The sequence below is a fragment of the Actinoallomurus sp. CA-142502 genome (assembly GCF_050936355.1).
Taxonomy (GTDB): Bacteria; Actinomycetota; Actinomycetes; order Streptosporangiales; family Streptosporangiaceae; genus Actinoallomurus; species Actinoallomurus iriomotensis.
Map to the genome: position 1 here is coordinate 4,627,403 of NZ_JBNJMY010000001.1, position 16,213 is coordinate 4,643,615.

General features: G+C 71.7%; 17 protein-coding genes. 14 read left to right on the forward strand and 3 right to left on the reverse strand.

Annotation, left to right across the window (positions count from 1 at the left end):
• Positions 1 to 19: 19 nt before the first annotated feature.
• Positions 20 to 982 carry a zinc-dependent alcohol dehydrogenase family protein gene (locus ACQEV1_RS22185; protein WP_433395724.1) on the reverse strand — a complete coding sequence of 321 codons (963 nt, stop codon included), beginning with the start codon at positions 980 to 982 and terminating at the stop codon, positions 20 to 22.
• 594 nt (positions 983 to 1,576) lie between these two features.
• Here ACQEV1_RS22185 and ACQEV1_RS22190 point away from each other — a divergent pair.
• On the forward strand, positions 1,577 to 2,227 hold the full coding sequence (locus ACQEV1_RS22190) for an AAA family ATPase (RefSeq protein ID WP_285619634.1): 651 nt from the start codon (positions 1,577 to 1,579) through the stop codon (positions 2,225 to 2,227).
• A gap of 189 nt (positions 2,228 to 2,416) precedes the next feature.
• Entirely contained in the window at positions 2,417 to 3,001 is a 585-nt protein-coding gene (locus ACQEV1_RS22195) for a TMEM165/GDT1 family protein (protein WP_285619633.1), read from the forward strand.
• Positions 3,002 to 3,077: 76 nt separating this feature from the next.
• Here the strand turns inward: ACQEV1_RS22195 and ACQEV1_RS22200 are convergent, their stop codons facing one another.
• The gene (locus ACQEV1_RS22200; protein ID WP_433395727.1) at positions 3,078 to 3,833 is read right to left on the reverse strand and encodes a helix-turn-helix transcriptional regulator; all 756 of its coding nucleotides are present in this window, start codon (positions 3,831 to 3,833) and stop codon (positions 3,078 to 3,080) included.
• 270 nt (positions 3,834 to 4,103) lie between these two features.
• Between ACQEV1_RS22200 and ACQEV1_RS22205 the strand changes: the two genes are divergently transcribed.
• Both ACQEV1_RS22205 and ACQEV1_RS22210 read left to right on the forward strand, forming a co-directional pair.
• Positions 4,104 to 4,259, forward strand: coding sequence for a DUF1259 domain-containing protein (locus tag ACQEV1_RS22205; protein WP_433395729.1), 156 nt, complete (start codon positions 4,104 to 4,106; stop codon positions 4,257 to 4,259).
• Between the two features lie 128 nt (positions 4,260 to 4,387).
• Positions 4,388 to 4,936: an EF-hand domain-containing protein gene (locus tag ACQEV1_RS22210; protein ID WP_433395731.1), complete on the forward strand. Its 549-nt coding sequence runs from the start codon at positions 4,388 to 4,390 to the stop codon at positions 4,934 to 4,936.
• Positions 4,937 to 4,949: 13 nt separating this feature from the next.
• Here ACQEV1_RS22210 and ACQEV1_RS22215 read toward each other — a convergent pair whose 3' ends face one another.
• Positions 4,950 to 5,780, reverse strand: a complete 831-nt coding sequence (locus ACQEV1_RS22215) for an SMP-30/gluconolactonase/LRE family protein (protein WP_433395733.1) — start codon at positions 5,778 to 5,780, stop codon at positions 4,950 to 4,952.
• Between the two features lie 267 nt (positions 5,781 to 6,047).
• On the opposite strand from ACQEV1_RS22215, the gene ACQEV1_RS22220 reads away from it, so the two are divergent.
• Genes ACQEV1_RS22220 through ACQEV1_RS22265 form a run of 10 tightly spaced genes read left to right on the forward strand, consistent with a single transcriptional unit; the run spans position 6,048 to position 16,208 of the window.
• Positions 6,048 to 6,962: a substrate-binding domain-containing protein gene (locus ACQEV1_RS22220; protein WP_433395735.1), complete on the forward strand. Its 915-nt coding sequence runs from the start codon at positions 6,048 to 6,050 to the stop codon at positions 6,960 to 6,962.
• A gap of 26 nt (positions 6,963 to 6,988) precedes the next feature.
• Positions 6,989 to 8,560 carry a sugar ABC transporter ATP-binding protein gene (locus ACQEV1_RS22225; RefSeq protein WP_433395737.1) on the forward strand — a complete coding sequence of 524 codons (1,572 nt, stop codon included), beginning with the start codon at positions 6,989 to 6,991 and terminating at the stop codon, positions 8,558 to 8,560.
• Positions 8,557 to 9,564, forward strand: coding sequence for an ABC transporter permease (locus ACQEV1_RS22230; RefSeq protein WP_433395739.1), 1,008 nt, complete (start codon positions 8,557 to 8,559; stop codon positions 9,562 to 9,564). Before ACQEV1_RS22225 ends, ACQEV1_RS22230 begins: the two co-directional genes overlap by 4 nt.
• Before the next feature lie 37 nt (positions 9,565 to 9,601).
• A complete protein-coding gene (locus tag ACQEV1_RS22235; protein ID WP_433395741.1) occupies positions 9,602 to 10,681 on the forward strand; it encodes a zinc-dependent alcohol dehydrogenase family protein in 1,080 nt (359 codons plus the stop codon).
• Positions 10,674 to 11,966, forward strand: a complete 1,293-nt coding sequence (locus ACQEV1_RS22240; protein ID WP_433395743.1) for a DUF4380 domain-containing protein — start codon at positions 10,674 to 10,676, stop codon at positions 11,964 to 11,966. Before ACQEV1_RS22235 ends, ACQEV1_RS22240 begins: the two co-directional genes overlap by 8 nt.
• On the forward strand, positions 11,963 to 12,718 hold the full coding sequence (locus tag ACQEV1_RS22245) for an SDR family NAD(P)-dependent oxidoreductase (RefSeq protein WP_433395744.1): 756 nt from the start codon (positions 11,963 to 11,965) through the stop codon (positions 12,716 to 12,718). The genes ACQEV1_RS22240 and ACQEV1_RS22245 overlap by 4 nt, the downstream gene beginning before the upstream one ends.
• Complete coding sequence (locus tag ACQEV1_RS22250; RefSeq protein ID WP_433395746.1) at positions 12,715 to 13,497, forward strand: FadR/GntR family transcriptional regulator; 783 nt, start codon at positions 12,715 to 12,717, stop codon at positions 13,495 to 13,497. The genes ACQEV1_RS22245 and ACQEV1_RS22250 overlap by 4 nt, the downstream gene beginning before the upstream one ends.
• The gene (gene dgoD / locus ACQEV1_RS22255; RefSeq protein ID WP_285619615.1) at positions 13,487 to 14,632 is read left to right on the forward strand and encodes a galactonate dehydratase; all 1,146 of its coding nucleotides are present in this window, start codon (positions 13,487 to 13,489) and stop codon (positions 14,630 to 14,632) included. The genes ACQEV1_RS22250 and dgoD overlap by 11 nt, the downstream gene beginning before the upstream one ends.
• Complete coding sequence (locus tag ACQEV1_RS22260) at positions 14,626 to 15,264, forward strand: bifunctional 4-hydroxy-2-oxoglutarate aldolase/2-dehydro-3-deoxy-phosphogluconate aldolase (RefSeq protein WP_285619613.1); 639 nt, start codon at positions 14,626 to 14,628, stop codon at positions 15,262 to 15,264. Before dgoD ends, ACQEV1_RS22260 begins: the two co-directional genes overlap by 7 nt.
• Complete coding sequence (locus ACQEV1_RS22265; protein WP_433395749.1) at positions 15,261 to 16,208, forward strand: sugar kinase; 948 nt, start codon at positions 15,261 to 15,263, stop codon at positions 16,206 to 16,208. Before ACQEV1_RS22260 ends, ACQEV1_RS22265 begins: the two co-directional genes overlap by 4 nt.
• Positions 16,209 to 16,213 lie beyond the last annotated feature (5 nt).

Consider the following 16,213-nt stretch of genomic DNA (forward strand, 5'->3'; position numbering starts at 1 on the left):
GCCGTGTGAACCGCGGGGGTCACGGTGTCAGCACGATCCGGCCGAACACCTCGCCGGCGTCCATCTTCCGATGGGCCTGCACGGCCTGCTCCAACGGCAGCAGCTCGTGCACCACCGTCTCCAGCTCGCCGCGACCCGCGGCGGCGAACTGCTCCGTCCGTACGGCGCGTCGATCGGCCGGGGACACCGTCGCGGAGCTGAATGTGGCGAACGACATCGACTTCTGGAACGCCGCCATCATCGTCATGCCGAAGTCCGCCTGCGGCGGGCCGCCGACCGCGCCGACGGCCACCATGCGACCGTTCGGGTTCAGCCGGGCGAAGAAGGAAGACATGTCCGCGCCGGCGACGACGTCGATGATGACGTCGTAGCCCGCGGGAGCGTCCTCGCCTCCCTCGCCGGAGCGGTCCAGCACGTGGGTCGCGCCGAGCCGGCGCAGCCGATCGCCGCGCTCGGCCGACGACGTCGTGACGGCCACCGCGCCGGCGCCGGCACGGGCGGCGAGCTGCACCGTCATGATCCCGATGCTGCCGGCCGCGCCGCGCACCAGCACCGACTCGCCAGGGGTGAAACGGGCGTGGGAGAGCCCGAAGTGGGCCACCACTCCCGAGCCGCCGAGCGTCACGGCGTCGGCGGCCGGCAGGTTCGCGGGGAGGTCGAGGATCTCCTCGACCGGAGCGATGGCGTGTTCGACGTAGCCGCCGCCCACGCCGGTGAACGCCCACACGCGTCGGCCGATCCATGAGGCGTCGACGCCGCCGCCGACCGCGGTGACGGTGCCCGCCACCTCGCTGCCGGGGACATGGCCTTCCCGGAAGCCGTACGCGGCGAGAGCGCCGCTGCGGACCACGGCGTCGACCCCGCCGACGCCGATCGCCTCCACGGCGATCAGCACCTCGCCGTCGGCGGGAGCCGGGACCGGGAGGTCGATGACCGCCAGACCTTCGGGGCCGCCGAACGCCTGGATCGTGACTGCTTTCAAGATCGCCTCCATGCTTCGGCGCCGATCGGGACTGTTCTCGCACGCCGTACGCCGGGACGTTAACGGACGCCGCCGTCCGATTAGCCGAAGTGAGAGCGGTGAGCGCTCGTTTGCCTCACACCCCGCCTTGTATGCTGGCGAACTCGAAGGGGAGTAGCCCTGTGAACCGGTCGTCGACATCCTGGAACCGTGAGGTTCCCGGTGGCCGGGCCGGCGGGTGGGCGAGACCTTCGATCCCGAACGATGACGCTGAGGCGTGTTCGTTGGGGGTCGGGGTCGCCGGCGCTCCTCGCTGACAGCTTCGACCTCCGCGACTCGCGGAAGGTTGAGGGCTGTGGCGGTGTGGCACTTCATTCTGCCGATCCGGAGAATTCGAGGCCGATGGCCGTGGGGCGCGTTCGGAACGGCACCGCCTGAGCCGGTGGTCACGGCGACCACCGGGGCCGCCTCCGGGCAAGAGGACATCGGCGTCGGCGCCGCGGTGGGCGGCCTCCTGGTGCCGGCCACGGTCACCTACGGTGCGACCGGCGCGGCGCTACTGATCGGTGGAAACCGGACATCGCTCTCGCGATCAACTGATCGACGGAGCCTGTGATGACCCAGCGAACCCCGACCTCCGCGACCGTTCTCGACCTGCGCGGAAAGACGATTGAGCAGGTCGCCTACCCGTCCGACGCGGTCATTCTCGTGGCCGGTGTTCCCGGCGCGGGAAAGAGCACGCTGCTACGCCGCGTCTTTCCCGGCCGGTCCGCGACGGGCCGTGCCGCGCAGGACAGCGTGGCGATCATCGACTCGCACGACGACCGTGACCGGTGGCGGCGTCGGCTCGGACGATTTCCGTATCCGTTGTGGCGGCCGCTCGTACACCTCAATCACTACCGGCGCATTCGCTCCGCGATCAGTGCCGTGCCCGGCCCGGTGGTCGTCCACGAGTGCGGAACGAGACGCATGACGTTGGCGCTCATCCGTCTTTGGGCCGCACGTCACCGCCGCCCCCTCCACCTGCTGCTCCTCGACGTCACGCCGACCTCGGCGCTCGCGGGCCAGCGCACCCGGCGACGTCTGGTCTCCGCACGCCGCTTCACCGCCCACTGCCGTCGCTGGCGACGAATGATCGTCGATATCAACGATCGTCCGCCCCACGGCGCGGCCTCCGTCGTCATCATCGACCGCCCGGCGGCCGACGGATTGCGTCGCATCGGGTTCGGGCCGCCGAGTGGGAGGACCGAACCAGGGGTCTGCTAACGTTCCTGCCGGCGAAGGGGAGTAGCTCCCTCACCGGTGCGTCGACATACTGGTCCGTTTCCGCGGACCCGGCGACCGGGGCACAGGGCGTGACGGCACTGTGCTGAGCGAGACCTTCGGCCGCAGCCGACCGCTGCCGTGCCGAAGCGTCCCCTGCGTTCCGGCTCGGCCTGTCCCCAAGGAGCCGATTTGAACATCGCCGTCATGGCGACCGTGTTCGGAATCATCTTCCCCGCCGAACTTCCGGACAAGACCGCCTTGGCCAGCCTGGTGCTCGGTTCGCGGTATCGCCCGCTGTACGTGTTCGTCGGCGTCGCACTGGCGTTCGCGGTGCACGCGGCTCTGGCGGTCGCGGCGGGCAGCCTGCTCAGCCTGCTGCCCCACCGGATCCTGGAGGGCGTCGTCGCGGCGTTGTTCCTGCTGGGCGCGGTGCTGCTGCTACGCGGGCGGCATGAGGACGATGAGGATCACGGTCTGCCGGGTGGGCGGAGCGCGAACCTGCCGCGGGTCGCGTTCATGAGCTTCATGGTCATCCTCGTCGCCGAGTTCGGCGACCTCACGCAGATCGTGACGGCGAACCTCGCGGCCAAGTACCACGACCCACTCGCCGTGGGAATCGGCAGCGTGCTGGGCCTGTGGGCGGTCGCCGGACTGGCCATCGCGGGAGGCCGTAACCTGCTGCGGCTGATTCCGATCACCTGGATCAGCCGCATCGCCGCCGCCGTCATGGCGATCATGGCCGTCTTCAGCATCGTCAGCGCGGTACGCGGCTGACCGCCCGCCCGCTCGCACCGCCGCCAGGCGCGCCGGCCCGCTGATGCCAGGAGCCGCGCCTGGCGGCGCCGTCCGGTCAGGTGCGGTCTCTGCCGGCCCGCCCGCGGGCATCGGCGGGCGAGAGCCGGACGCAGCATTCGCCGGGCTGGGGTGACAGGACCGCCTGCAGGCCGGTGACCTGCAGGCCGTCGAGGTAGCCGGTGATGAAGGCGTGGTTCATGGCGCAGGCCAGGCCAGGTGCCTTGGCGGCGAGCGGGTGGAAGGGGCAGTTGCGCAGCCGCAGCCGCGTGGTGGTCTCGCGGACGGGCTCGAAGCCGTGGTGCTCCAGCATGCGTTCGCAGACCGTCAGTCCACGCTCGGCGCCCAGGCGTCCCGGGCGGGTCGTCCGGCGTTCGGTCGCGCCGAGGTCGTGACCGCGTTCCCCGGCCACGCGTACGGCTGCCTGCTGAGCGTCCTCGGCGCGGGTCTCGGTGAGGACGGCGTCCATGAGCAGGTCGGCGAGGAGTTCGTGGCGGCGCTCGGGGATGGAGACCTGGATCGTGGCGTCCGACGGTTCGTAGCGCTTGGGCTGGCGCCCGACCTTGCGCAGGCCGCCCGGGCGTTCGTAGTGGGCGCGGAGCAGGCCGGCGTCGACCAGCTTGTCCAGATGGAACGCGGCCAGTTTCCGGGAGCTCCCGACAACGGCGGCCGCCTCGTCGCGGGTCACCGGCCGGCCGGCACGGCGGACGAAGGCGTACATGCGCCGCCGGGTCTCCTCGCCCAGCACGTTGACCGACCTCAGGGCGGTATCCACCGGGACGGGCGGGTTCGGATCGGATGCCACGTCATCCACGTGATCTCCTGCCGCCGTGGGTAAAAAGCCGCACGCACTCAGCACGCGCAGGGTATCGACCTCCGGCGGAGATAAGTCCAATACTCATTGGCGAAACGGAGGTGAGTCGGTGTGACCGGCGAACCACAGTTCTCACGGGCGATGCAGCCGGTCAGCGCCGCGCCGGCCCGTACGGGCATCCGTTCCATCCGATCCTGGCCACGGTGCCCATCGGCGCCTGGGTGGCGAGCCTGGTCTTCGACATCGCCTCCCGCTTTCCCCACGACCACCGTGGCGTACGCGGTCGACTTCGCCTGGCGGCACAACCACAGCCTCGACGAACGGCCCCGCCTGTTCTCCATGCACTTCTGGGCCACCGGCGACGGCGTCACCCTGGCCAAGACGCTACGCCCGGCCGTGGACGCCACCAACCCGGCCACCGGCTGAGCAGACGGGCGGATCCCGCACCTCGGCGCGGATTGCCGAAAGTGGCCACATGGCCACTTTCCGTAGCAGGTCGAGCGCGGCGCGGGTTACAACCATGACCAGGCACGTCCATTTCAGGGAGGCTCGTCATGCCGCTCACCGAGTCCCAGGCGCACGCGCTGGCGCTGCGGTTCCAGCACTGGGATCGCGACCGCAACGGGTTCATCGAGTGGTCCGACCTGGAAGCGGCCGTGGCGCGGCTCGCGGAGGCCTTCGGGCGAAACCCGGGCGCGCCCGAACGCGGTGCGCTCGTGAGCTCCTGCCGTAAGTTCTGGCGGGTGCTCCTCCGGCACGCCGACGCCGACCACGACGGACGGATCAGCCAGGACGAGTACGTCGCCGCCTTCGGCAGTGGAGTGATGGGCGACCCGGGCGTCTTCGATGACGTGTTCCGCGCCCTGCTCGCCGACGTGATGCGGCTCGCCGACGCCGACGGCGACGGCCGCCTGGGGGAGGAGGAGTTCGTCCGCCTCATGGGCAGCTGGTACAACGCCGGCGAGGCCGACGCCGCCGCGCTGTTCGAGCTGCTCGACACCGACGGTGACGGCCACCTGAGCCACGGCGAGTTCGTACGCGCGGCCTCGGACAGGTTCGTCGACGAGAAGTCGGTCTCACACGCGCCGCCCGCGAGCCGCTGACCGGCGCCGCGCGTCACCCGGCGAACCGCCGCACGGCCTGCCCTCGGACCCCGACGGTCGCGTGGAAGACGCAGCCGGCCAGCGGGTCGTCATCGGGTGCCAGTCCCTCGCGCGATGTCGTGACGAACAGTTCGTCGCCGCCCGGGCCGCCCAGGGCGCAGGCGGTGACCTGCCGCGCCGCGACGGTGACGACCTCGTCGAGCCGGCCGTCGGGGGCGTAGCGGCGTACGGCCGAGCCACCCCACAGCGCGACCCAGACGCCGCCCTCGCCGTCGACGGTCAGCCCGTCCGGGGTGCCGTCGGCCGGGGCGATCTCCGCGAAGGTCCGCCGGCGGGTCAGCCCATCGTCGGGGGACCAGTCGAACAGGTCGATGCGTCCCGTCGGCGTGTCCACGTAGTAGGCGGTCGTGCCGTCGGGGTGCCAGTCCAGACCGTTCGAGATCGTCACATCGGTCAGCTCGCGGGTCACCGACAGGTCGGGGGCCAGCCGGTACAGCGCACCACGTCCGGGGCCGGCGTCGTAGGCCATCGACCCGCACCAGAAGCTGCCGTCCGGGGCGCACGCGCCTTCGTTCATGCGCACCCCCGGATCGCCCCACACCGGCTCGAGCGTCCGTACTGACCCGTCCGGGTCGCACAGGGCGAAGCCGCGCTCGACCCCGGTGACCGCGCCGCCGCCGATCCGCGGCCGCAGCGCCGCGACCACGTCGCCGACGTGGTGTCGCTCGACCCGTCCGTCCGCCTCCAGGCTCAGTACGTCGCCGGCCAGCATGTCCACCCACCGCAGGCGGCCGTCGGGCCACCAGACCGGCCCCTCGCCGTGCTGAGCGACGGGTGCGGTCAACGTCCGAGCCTCCACCGGCACCTCCCATATATTTTCATAATTTATGTTGACTTGCTGTATCGCGCAGGTTAACACTGGTCACCGCCTCGATCGAGGCAGGTCAGCAAGCCGATGGGCTTCCTCGTGTGTTGGAGGTTTGGGTTGGACAGACGTCCCCGGCGCTTGGCCGCGCTTGCCGCGGCCGCCGCCGCATTCGTACTCCTCGTGGGTCTCTCGGCGTGCAGCAGTGGCACGGCGAGCGGAGGCTCTTCCGGTTCCAGCGGATCGGTGAAGGGCAAGTCACTGCGCATCGGCGCGGTCTTCCTTGACTCGCAGGGCTTCTACGGCGGCGTCAAGGCCGGGTTCCGGTCCGCCGCCTCGGCATCCGGCGCCAAGCTCAAACTCGTCGAGAGCAACCCCGGCGACGACGCGTCCAAGGAGGCTTCGTTCGTCTCCACGCTGGTCAGTTCCAGAGTGGACGCCCTGATCATCTCGGCCAGTTCCCAGACCGGCTCGGTGCCGGCCATCCGGTCCGCGGCCAAGGCCGGCATCCCGGTCATCTGTTACAACACCTGCATCGACCAGGCCGACCTCGGCAAGTACGTGTCGGCCTACGTCCAGGGCGACCCGGTCGCCTTCGGCAAGAACACGGGGAACGCGGCGGCCGACTACTTCCTGAAGGCCGGGATCACCCACCCCAAGATCGCCGTCGTCAACTGCGAGTTCGTCCAGGTGTGCACGCTGCGCCGGCAGGGCTTCGAAGAGGCGTTGAAGGCCAAGGTGCCCGGCTACCAGATCGTGTCGAACCAGGCCGGTACGACCGAGGACAAGTCCGTCAGCGTGGCGACCAACCAGCTGCAGGCCCACCCTGACCTCAACGCGTTCTACGGTGAGTCCGGCGGGGCCACCTTCGGCGCCTACAAGGCGATCCAGTCGGGGAAGAAGGCCGGAAAGGTCGTCGTGTTCGGCAGCGACATGACCACCGACATCGCCAACGCGCTCGCGGACGGCACGGTGATCAAGAGCATCACCGACATCTCCGGCAAGGTCACCGGCAAGCTGGCCTGGGAGCAGGTCCAGCGCGTCCTCCAGGGCGACCACTCGCTGGGCAAGACCGTGGATGACCCGATCACCGGGTACACCGCGGACGACAAGACGGCCGTCCAGCAGTGGCTGACGGCGCACGCAGACGGTCTGCCGTAACCATGGCGTCGATCAACGATCAACCTGTGGCCCGGGGCGCCGGGTCGGAGCGCGGCTCCGACCCGGTGGCCCGGACCCGGGGAGCGGTCCGCCGCTACCCCGGCGTCCTCGCGCTCGATCACGTCGACTTCGAGGTGCACCCCGGCGAGGTGCGCGCACTGCTCGGCAAGAACGGCGCGGGCAAGTCGACGCTGATCCGGCTGCTGTCCGGGGTCGAGAAGGCCGACGAGGGAACGGTCGAGATCGCGGGCACGGCGCTCACCGGCGGCGGCAGCCGCGAGGCGAGCCAGCTCGGCGTCGCCACCGTGTACCAGGAGCTCAGCCTCATCCCGAAGCTCAGCGTGGCCGAGAACTACCACCTCGGCGCGCTGCCGACCGGGCGGGGCGGTCTCGTGCGGACCGCGCACATGAAGGACGCCGCGGACGCCGCGCTGGTGGAACTCGGCGTGAAGGTCGACCCGGGCATGCCCGTGGGAGCGCTGCCCGTGGCCGAGCAGCAGATGGTGGAGATCGCGCGGGCTCTTCGCGGATCGCCGAAGCTGCTGATCCTCGATGAGCCGACGAGTTCGCTGGCCGCCGCGGCGGTCGACGTGGTGCTTCAGGCGGTGACCCGGATCGCCGCGACGGGCGTGGCCATCATCTACGTCAGCCACCGGCTGAACGAGATCAGGCAGATCGCGCACTCCGCCTCGGTCATGCGCGACGGCCGCCTCGTCGAGACCGTCAACACCAAGGGCGCCAGCAGCGACGAGATCGTCTCATTGATGCTCGGCGACGCCGCGAGCGCCACCGAGGCGACGGCACGCCACACGTCCGCGCCGGCGACGGACCGGCCGGTCGTCCTGTCGGTACGCGAACTCTCGGTGCCGCCCAAGGTGCGCGACGTCAGCTTCGACGTGCATGAGGGGGAGATCCTCGGCATCGCCGGCGTGCTGGGATCGGGCCGTAGCGAGCTGCTCCGGTCGATCGCCGGGCTCCTGCCGCCCGCGTCCGGCACCCTCACGGTCTTCGGTGAGGAGCTTCGCCGCTGGTCGATCCGGGACATGATCCGTCGCGGCGTCGGGCTCACACCGGAGGAGCGCAAGACCGACGGCATCGTCCCGCTGCTCGGCGTCGACGAGAACATCGTCCTCGCCGATCGCGGCTCGGTGCGCCGGGGACCGCTGCTGTCCACCGGGCGTCAGCGCGCGGCGGCCGCGAAGCTGGTGTCCGCGCTGTCGGTCCGCACCCCGGACGTCGGCGTGCCGATCGGCGCGCTGTCGGGCGGCAACCAGCAGAAGGCCGTGATCGCCCGGTGGCTGCACCGCGGCAGTCGCGTGCTGCTGCTGGACGAGCCGACCCGCGGCGTCGACGTGCAGGCCAAAGCCCAGATCTACGACCTGGTGCGCAAACTGGCCGACGACGGCGTCAGCATCGTGTTCGTCTCGAACGAGCTCGAGGAACTGCCGCTGGTCTGCAGCCGCGTCGTCGTACTGCGCGACGGTGCGATCGCCACGGAGCTGACCGGCGCCGACATCACCGAATCGGCAATCTTCGCCGCCACCCTGGCCGACGGCACCGGGAGCGCGGCCGCGTCCACCACCGGGGAGTCAGAGTGAGTTCGACCGTGCAGACCCAAACGGCGACCGTCGACGCGCAGCGACAGGCACGCCGGATGAGACTGAGCCGAGGCGTCAACGAGCTCGGCCTCCTCGCCGCCATCATCGTGTTGTACATCGTGCTGGGCACGAAGGCGGGCGGCTTCCTCACCAGCGGCAACCAACTGGGCATCCTGCGCGACGCCGCACAGATCGGCATCGCCGCCTGGGGCATGACCCTGGTCATCATCGCCGGTGACATCGACATCTCGATCGGCCCGGCGGTGGCGTTCGGGTCGGTGATGGTGGCCAAGGGCGCGACGGCCTGGGGACTCGGAGTGCCGCTGGCGGTCGTCCTGACGCTGGTGATCGGCAGCGCCATCGGCGCGTTCGCCGGCTTCCTACGGGCGCAGTACAACGTCCCGGCCTTCATCGCCACGCTGGGCGTGTACAGCGCGCTGCGCGGTCTCGCCCAGTTCATCAGCAACGCGTTGCCGGTCCCGCTGCCGGACTCGGGGTTCTTCGACTTCCTGGCCGGATCCGTGGCCGGCGTACCGACCCCCGCCGTGGTGATGATCCTGCTCCTGGTCGTCTTCCTCGTCATCGCCCTGAAGACGCCGTACGGCCGAGCGGTCTACGCGCTGGGAGGCAACCCCCGCGCCGCCGAACTGGCCGGCATCGCCGTCAAGCGGATCCGGATCTCGCTGTTCGCCGTGAACGGCCTTCTCGCCGCCATCACCGGTGTGCTGCTCGCCGCCCGCCTCGGCTCGGGCAACGGCGGGGCGGCGATGGGCCTCGAGTTCGACGTCATCGCGGCGGTCGTCATCGGCGGCACGGCGCTGGCCGGCGGTTCGGGATCGATCCTGGCCACCGCTCTGGGCGTCATCTTCATCACGCTGATCGGCAACGGCCTGGTCCTGCTGGGCGTCAACCAGTTCCTCCAGGACGTGGTTCGCGGCGTCATCATCGTGCTCGCCGTGCTGGTCAACGTCCTGCTCGGCCGTCGCAACCGATTGACCTCCTGACGACAGCCACCATCAACCTCGACTTGAAAGTGTGACCATGTCCGACATCCCGCAGCGCATGCGCGGCGTTTACCTACCCGGCGACTCCACCGCGGTCGTCCGCGACGTCGAGGTCCCCGAGCCGGGCCCGGGCGAACTGCTGGTACGTGTCGGCGCGTCCGGCATCTGCGGCAGCGACATCGGCTATATCTATCGCGGCTACAAGGGCCATCGCGGTGAGGAGGGCGCCGCGTACCGCGGCGTGGTGGCCGGGCACGAGCCCGCCGGGACCGTCGTCGCCGCCGGCCCGCGGACGCGGCGCTTCGGCGCCGGCGACCGGATCCTGGCGTACCACATCGTCGGGTGCGGGGTATGCCACAACTGCCGGGGCGGCTGGATGATCAGCTGCACCGGGTCGACCCGCGCGGCCTACGGCTGGCAGCGCGACGGCGGCCACGCCGACTACATCCTGGTGGACGAACGCACCGCGATCGCGCTTCCCGACGAGCTGTCGTTCGTCGACGGCGCGCTGATCGCCTGCGGCTTCGGCACCGCGTACGAGGGGCTGCACCGGCTGGGCGTAGCGGGTGCCGACGACGTGGTCGTGGTGGGGCTCGGCCCGGTCGGCCTGGCCGCGGGAATGATCGCCCGGGGCATGGGCGCGCGGCGTGTCATCGGCATCGAGCCCAGCGCCGTCCGGCGCGGCTGGGCCGACGGCCTGAAGCTGTTCGACGCGACCGCCCACCCGAACGACGCCGCCGAGTCGGTCGCCCAGGTGACCTCTGGAGTCGGCGCCCAGGCCGTCATCGACTGCTCGGGCAGCCGGGCCGGTCGCGGCACCGCGATCGAGTCGGCGGCCGAGTGGGGCCGGGTGTCGCTGGTCGGTGAGGGCGGGACGCTGGAGACCGAGGTGTCCGACGCCCTGCTGCACAAGCAGCTCACGCTGTACGCGTCGTGGGTCACCTCGGTGCAGGGGATGGAGCAGATCACCGCCGACCTGGTGCGCTGGGGCCTGCGTCCGGAGACCGTCGTCAGCGACCGGTTCGACCTCGACCAGGCGGACGACGCGTACCGGCTCGCGGCGGGGGAGAGCCGCGGCAAGGTCGTGCTGATCCCGGGGTACCAACCTCATGACTGACGTCCCATCAGGGTCCGTCGAGGTCAGCGCCGACACGTCCGGACCCGACGAGGTCGTCTGGCTGCGCGCGGGAGCGATCGAGCTGGGCGCGGTGCCCGCGCTGGGCGGACGCGTTCTCGCGCTCCGCCTCGCCGGCCGCGAGGTGCTCTACCGCAACGACGCGCTGCTCGACGAACGCCTGCACCGCCGGCCCGACCACGGCCCGGAGCCCGACGGCACGATGGCCACCTGGCGCAACTACGGCGGCGACAAGACCTGGCCGGCGCCGCAGGGCTGGGACGGCCCCGGGCAGTGGGCCGGCCCGCCCGACCCCGTGCTGGATTCCGGCCCCTACGGCTGGACGGTCGCCGAGTACGGCGGGCGCGCCCGGCTCACCATGACCAGCGACGCCGATCCGCGCAGCGGCCTGACCGTCGTACGGGAGGTCGACGTCGAGACCGGCACCAGCACGGTCACGGTCACCCACCGGCTGGTCAACACCGGTGGTCGCCCGGTGCGATGGGCGCCGTGGAACGTGCTCCAACTGCCCGGGCCGGTGGCCGGCGACGGCTGGTTCGCCGGGGTGGACGACAGCGCGGCACCGGTCCGCGGGCTGCTCGCCGGCACCGGTCTGCCGGCGTGGACGGTCGACGCCGGCGTCGCCCGCGTCGAAGGCCAGGACGTGGTCGGCAAGCTGGCGCTGCCCGGGGCGTCGGGCTGGCTCGCCACGGTCAGTGGCGGGTACACCGTCACCCAGCACTTCGCCGTCGACCCGGCCGGGCTGTACCCCGACGACGGGGCGCGCGCCGAGGTGTGGCTGGAGTGCCCGCAGGAGCGGGGCATCGAGTCGCTCGGCGGCCTGCGACCCACCGCCCGAATCCTGGAGAGCGAGGTGGTGGGCCGGCTCGCGGACCTCGCACCCGGCGAGCACACCGAGCTGACCGTACGGCTGTCGGTCTGCCGCAGTGCCGGTACGCCGCGCCGCGTCCGCCCGGCGGGCGTCGTGTTGCGCGACCTGACCGCGGAGAACACCGCCACCGGCCTGCGGCTCACCGGCGGCTACGCCACATTCGCCGACGGCGACGTGCTCTGCCGGGTCCTCGGCGCCGACGGCCGGCCGCTCGCCGAGCGTCCCGTCGCGGCCGCCCGGGCCGGTGGTGAGCTGTCGTTCGACGTCCGCCTGACGGCTCAGCCCGGAGCGCACGCCGTCGAGCTCCGGGTGGCGCGTCCGATGGGACCCGCCTCGGCGCTCGACAATGCGATGATCAGCCCGACGCTGCGAGACTCTGGGAGTACCTCATCGTGACAGCCTCGGATTTCGACCGACGCGTCGTCGTCGTCACCGGCGCGGCCGCCGGTATCGGAGCGGCGGCCGCCCGGCACGTCGCCGCGCAGGGCGCGGCCGTGCTGGTGTGCGACGTCGATCCGCGCGGTGAACAGGTCGTCGCCGCGATCGCCGCCGACGGCGGCACCGCCTCGTACATCTCCGCCGACGCCGCCTCGGAGAACGACTGGCAGCGGGTCGTCGACCTCGCGGTCGGCAGCTTCGGTGGTCTCGACGTCCTGGTCAGCAACGCGGGCACCGTCGAAGTGGCGCCCGCCGACCGGCTGAGCCTGGCGTCGTGGGACCGGCAGCTCGCCGTGAACCTGACCGGAACGTTCCTCGGAGTCCGGGCCTGCCTGCCGTACCTGCGGGAGAGGCACGGCAACGTCGTCGTGATCTCGTCGGTGCACGCCGTCGTCGGCCTGCCCGGGCATCCCGCCTACGCGGCGGCCAAGGGCGGGCTCACCGCGCTCACCCGGCAGCTCGCGGTCGAGTACGGACCCGATGTGCGGGTCAACTGCGTCGTGCCCGGTCCGATCCTGACCCGAGCGTGGGACCGGGTCTCCGAACCGGACCGCCAGGCGAGCATCGAGGCCACCGTGCTGCGCCGGTTCGGGCAGCCGGAGGAGATCGCCGAGGCGATCGGGTTCCTGGCGTCCCCCCGAGCGTCTTTCGTTACCGGTGCCACCCTGACCGTCGACGGCGGGTGGAGTGTCGTGAAGGACTCCGCATGAGTGAGAGCGCCCGAGTCGAGCCGGCATCCGAGCCGGACGGCGGATCACCGACCCGCGCCTCGAGGCGCCGTCGCGGACTGCACGGCGAGGTCGTCGAGATCATCGGCCATCGCATCGTGAGCGGCGAGCTGCCCGAAGGCGCCACCATCAACGTCAACGCGCTGGAGGAGGAGCTCGACATCAGCCTGACGGCGGTGCGAGAGGCGTTGAAGGTGCTGGGCGCGAAGGGCCTGGTGGACGCGAGGCAGAAGCGGGGCACGTTCGTCCAGCCGCGCGCCAACTGGCACCTGCTGGACGCGGACGTCATCCGGTGGCGGTTCGCCGACGGCGTCGACCACCGGTTCCTGGCGCAGCTCGACGAGGTACGGGAGATCATCGAGCCGGCGGCGGCGCGGCTCGCCGCCGAACGCCGCACCGACGCCGACCTCGAACGGCTGGAACGCGCGCTGAACGCGATGGTGGCGGCCGACGGCCCCGAGCCGGCGGTCTCCGCGGACCTGGCGTTCCACCGCGCGCTGCTGGTGGCGACGCATAACGAACTGCTGGAACAGATGGAGATCGTGCTGGAGGTCGGCCTCGCACGACGTGACCAGATCGTGCACGCGGCCGGCCACATCGACGACGCGATCCCCAGCCACGCGGCGGTGCTGAGCGCGGTCCGCGACGGTAGTCCCGCCGCGGCCGAGCGGGCGGTACGAGACCTGCTGAACAAGGCGCAGGCCGACTCGCAGCGGGCTGCGGCGTCGCGACAGCACGGGGAGGAACCGCGTGAGGATTGAACGGATCGAGACCTTCCTCGTCCCGCCGCGATGGCTGTTCTGCCGCGTCGAGACCGACGACGGCGTCGTCGGCTGGGGCGAGCCCGTCGTCGAAGGGCGCGCGGAGGTCGTCCGCACGGCGGTGGAACTGTTCGCGGAGTACCTGGTCGGCCGCGATCCCATGCGCATCCAGGACCACTGGCAGGTGATGACCAAGGGCGGCTTCTACCGCGGCGGCCCGGAGATCTCCAGCGCGGTGGCCGGGCTGGACCAGGCCCTGTGGGACATCGCCGGAAAGTCGCTCGGCCTGCCGGTGCACGCCCTGCTCGGCGGCCAGGTCCGCGACCGGGTCCGGATGTACTCCTGGGTCGGCGGCGACGAGCCCGCGGAGCTTCGCGACGCGGTCCAGGAACAGATCGAGCACGGTTTCACCGCGGTCAAGATGAACGCCTCCGGCCCGTTCCCGTCCGCGGCCTCGCCGGCCGACACCCGGGCGGTGATCGAGCGCGCGGAGACGGTCCGCGAGGTACTCGGGCCGGAGCGCGACATGGCCCTGGACTTCCACGGCCGCGTGAGCGTCGCCGACGCCAAGCGCCTGCTCGTCGCGCTCGCGCCCCTGCATCCGCTGTTCGCCGAGGAGCCCGTGCTACCCGAGCACGGAGGGCGGCTCGCCGAGGTCGTCGCGTGCAGCAGCGTGCCCATCGCCTGCGGGGAACGGCTCTACTCGCGGTCGGAGTTCCTGGGGTCGCTGCAGGCGGGTATCGCGGTGGCGCAGCCGGACCTGTCGCATGCCGGCGGCATCACCGAGGTCCGCCGGATCGCGGCACTGGCCGAGACGTTCGACGTGCTGCTCGCCCCCCACTGTCCGCTCGGGCCGATCGCGTTGGCCGCGAGCCTGCAGGTGGCGTTCACGACGCCGAACTTCCTGATCCAGGAGCAGAGCGCCGGCATCCACTACAACCAGGGCGCCGACCTGCTCGACTACGTCACCGACCGCCGCCCGTTCGACTTCACCGGCGGTTACGCGTCGCTGCCCACCGGTCCCGGCCTCGGCGTCGAGATCGACGAGGCCGGCGTCCGGCGTGCCGACAAGACCGGCCACGCCTGGCGCAACCCGATCTGGCGCGACGAGAATGGAGCATTCACCGCATGGTAGCCACTGACGACCTCAGATCCCTGCTCCGGAGCGATGGGCTGCTGGCGATCGTCCGCGGCACCGACCCCGATGCGTGTGTCGCCTCGGTCGAGGTGCTCGCCGATGCCGGCATCCGACTGGTCGAGGTATCCCTCACCAGCACCGACGCTGCGAAGATCATCACGCGGCTGGCGGCCGCCGACCTCGGGATCACCCTCGGCGCCGGCACCGTGCTCACCGCGGCCGACGCCCGCCGCGTCCAGGACGCCGGCGCCACGTTCGTCGTCACGCCCGGCTCCGGCCCCGGCGTCGACGAGGCCGCTCGGCTCGGCATGCCGGTCCTCGCGGGATGCCTCACCCCGACCGAGGTGATCGCGGCGGACCAGGCCGGCCACATCGTCAAGTTGTTCCCCGCGTCGGCGTTCGGCCCGTCGTACCTGCGCGCGCTGCGCGACCCGCTGCCGCACACCGACGTCGTACCGGTCGGTGGCGTCGATCTGGACGCCGCTCGGGAGTACCTGGCCTGCGGAGCGATCGCCGTGGGCGCCGCGTCGCCTCTGCTCGGCGACGCACCACGCGGCGGAGATCTGACCGCGCTCGCCGCTCGGGCGTCGGCCTTCCGCGCCGCCGTCGACGAGGCGCGCCGGCCGTGACCGACGTTCTCACCGTCGGCGAGACCATGGCCTCGATGCGGGCGGTCGCGCCACTGCGGCTCGGCGGAGCGATGTCGCTGTCGGTCGCGGGCGCGGAGAGCAACGTGGCCATCGGCCTCGCCCGGCTCGGCCACCGCGTCAGCTGGGTGGGCGTCGTCGGCGCCGACGAGCTCGGCGCGCTGGTACTCCGGACGCTGCGCGCCGAGGGCGTCACGCTGGAGGCGGTTCGAGTCGACGCGGACCGCCAGACGGGGGTCATGGTCGTCGAACGTCGAATCAGCGACCTCAGCGGCGTCATCTATCACCGTTCCGGATCCGCCGGCTCCACCGTGTCCGCCGAGGACGTCACGGCCGGCTTCCGCCCACCGCCGTCCTGGGTGCACCTGACCGGGATCACCCCGGCGCTCGGCGACCGAGCACGGGGAGCCGTCGACGCCGCGGTCGCGCAGGCGCGCCGCACCGGCATACCGATCAGTCTCGATGTGAACTTCCGGCGCCGGCTGTGGACGGAGAGCGCGGCGGGGGAGTGCCTGCGCCGGTTGGCACCCCACGCGCGTCTGCTGGTCGCCTCCGAGGACGAGCTGCATCTGGCGGCGCCGGCGGACGCTCGTAACGAGGAGGACCGGGTCGCCGCGCTGCTCGCCGCCGGCGTCGCCGAGGTCGTCATCAAGCGAGGAGCGCGCGGCGCGTCACTGTACGGCGCCGACGGCCGGGTCGACCGCCCGGCCCACAGGGTGCGGGTGGCCGACACGATCGGCGCCGGTGACGCGTTCGTCGCGGGGCTGCTGTCCGCGACGCTCGAGAACCTTTCCGTGCCCGACCGGCTCGAGCGGGCGGCCGCCTGCGGAGCGTTCGCCGTGGCCTCCACCGGTGACTGGGAGGGCCTGCCGACCCGCGCCGAGCTGTCACTGCTCGACCTGGAGGCCGGAACCACGCAGCGCTGAGAAGC